Raw genomic sequence first — 2,135 nt, forward strand, 5'->3', positions numbered from 1 at the left:
GAACCATGCCTTCGGCGAGCTCGCTCATGCGCGGCAAATCGACGTAGGGCTTGACTTGCGGATGACGCAGAATGCGCAGGGCCGACTGCGCGATATTTACGGCCTGGTCGCCGATGCGCTCGAGATCGTTGTTGATGCGCGAGGCGGAAAGAATGAAGCGCAAGTCGACGGCCATGGGCTGTTGCAATGCGACGAGCTGCATGACGCGATCGTCAATTTCGATCTGCATTTCATTGATGGCTTTTTCTTCTTCGAGAACGCGCGTAGCGAGGGCTTCGTCCTTTTGAAACACGGCCTGCACCGCTTGATGAACAGCGCGCTCCGCGAGACCAGCCATCCAGAGCAAGCGCTCCTTCAATTCTTCGAGATCGTGTTCGAAATGGCGTTCCATCAATACTCCTTAGACACTCCTTCGCAAGAATATGCAACAGAAATCCTAGCCGAAGCGGCCGGTGATGTAAGCCTCCGTGCGCGGGTCAGAGGGGGTGGTGAAGAGTGTTCCCGTCGTTTGGTACTCAATCAAATGACCATCCAAAAGGAATGCCGTAAAGTCGCTGACGCGGGCGGCCTGCTGCATGTTGTGGGTGACAATGACAATCGTCCAAGTCTTCTTCAATTCAAAGAGCAACTCCTCGACCTTTGCCGTAGAGATCGGATCCAGCGCCGAGCAAGGCTCGTCGAGTAAAAGCACCTCGGGATTCACTGCCAAGGCGCGAGCGATACAGAGGCGCTGCTGCTGGCCGCCGGAAAGTCCCAGGCCGGATTGATGGAGCTTGTCTTTCACTTCATCCCACAGACCGGCCTTGGCCAAAGCTTGCTGCACGCGCTCGCTCATTTCAGGGCGTCGCAGTTTTTCGTATAGCCGGATACCAAACGCGATGTTTTCGTAGATCGACATTGGGAACGGGGTGAGCTTTTGGAAGACCATGCCGACTTTAGCGCGCAACTGGCCGATGCTTTTGGATGCCAAAATGTTCTCGCCGTCGAGGATGACCTCGCCCTCCGCCCGCTGGCCGGGATAAAGGTCGTACATGCGGTTGAAAATCCGCAAAAGCGTTGACTTGCCGCAGCCGGACGGCCCGATGAATGCCGTCACGCAATTCTGGAGGATGTCGACGCTGACGTTTTTGATAGCGTGGAACTTGCCGTAATAGAAATTCAAATCCCGGGCAGCGATTTTCACGGGTAGCTGAGCGGCACTGCTGCTCGGGGCAGGCTCGGGGGCCTTGATGGAAATGGGCACGGTCGCCATGCGGAACCCTTCCTCTCGCTCCTGAGTCATTTAGGCACCTGTACCTTACCAACGAAGAAGCGCGCGACCAGGCTGAGCACGAGCACAAACACGACGGTGATGAAGGCCGCGGCCCAAGCCATTTGTTGCCAGTTGGCATAGGGACTCAGCGCAAATTCGAAAATGACCAGGGGAATATTGGCGATCGGACGGAACAAATTGGTGGAGAAGAACTGGTCGTTTAGGGCGGTGAAGAGAAGGGGAGCGGTCTCGCCAGTGATACGCGCCAAGCCGATCAATATGCCGGTGAGAATGCCGGCGCGCGCCGCTTTCCAAGTCACTTTGGTGATCACTACCCAAGCAGGAGCCCCCAACGCGACGGCGGCTTCACGCATATCGCTGCCGACCAGGCTGAGCATTTCGTCGGTGGTGCGCACGATGATCGGAATCATCAGAATCGCCAGCGCAACACTGCCGGCGAGCGCCGAAAAATGCCCCATCGGAGCGACAACGATGGCATATGCGAACAAGCCGATTTCGATCGATGGCGCACTTAACATGATATCGTTGATGAAACGAACAGCGTTAGCGGTGCGGCTGCGAAAGCCGTATTCCGCCAACCACGTGCCCGCCATCAATCCAACAGGTACTCCGATAAGCAGGGACAATCCCAACAAGATCAAGCTACCAACGAAAGCATTGCGCAAACCGAATGCGTCGGTGCCGGGCGGCGGCGTGTCTTTGGTGAACAGACTCCAATGCATCCCAGCGAGGCCGAACTTCAGCGTGGTCCAGAGGATCCAAAACAGAAAGAAGACACCAACTATGGTCGCGGCACCCATGAGGATTTTACTGGCCACGTCGATCATGCGCCGCTTTGCATATACACTGTATACGCTCATGC

General features: G+C 56.3%; 3 protein-coding genes. All 3 read right to left on the minus strand.

Annotated elements, in window-relative coordinates:
• On the minus strand, nucleotides 1-391 hold a 391-nt coding region (locus WB528_RS17345; RefSeq protein WP_423889636.1), incomplete at its 3' end, for a phosphate signaling complex PhoU family protein.
• Between the two features lie 45 nt (nucleotides 392-436).
• Nucleotides 437-1,252, minus strand: a complete 816-nt coding sequence (gene pstB, locus WB528_RS17350; RefSeq protein WP_423889637.1) for a phosphate ABC transporter ATP-binding protein PstB — start codon at nucleotides 1,250-1,252, stop codon at nucleotides 437-439.
• Between the two features lie 26 nt (nucleotides 1,253-1,278).
• A complete protein-coding gene (gene pstA, locus WB528_RS17355; RefSeq protein ID WP_423889638.1) occupies nucleotides 1,279-2,133 on the minus strand; it encodes a phosphate ABC transporter permease PstA in 855 nt (284 codons plus the stop codon).
• Nucleotides 2,134-2,135 lie beyond the last annotated feature (2 nt).

This window comes from Bradyrhizobium sp. (genome assembly GCF_049586575.1).
Taxonomy (GTDB): Bacteria; Pseudomonadota; Alphaproteobacteria; order Rhizobiales; family Xanthobacteraceae; genus Bradyrhizobium.

What these genes read in the sequence shown, in the direction of transcription:
- pstB (WP_423889637.1), bottom strand. Translation starts at nt 1,252, where the DNA reads ATGGCGACCGTGCCCATTTCCATCAAGGCCCCCGAGCCTGCCCCGAGC.
- pstA (WP_423889638.1), bottom strand. Translation starts at nt 2,133, where the DNA reads ATGAGCGTATACAGTGTATATGCAAAGCGGCGCATGATCGACGTGGCC.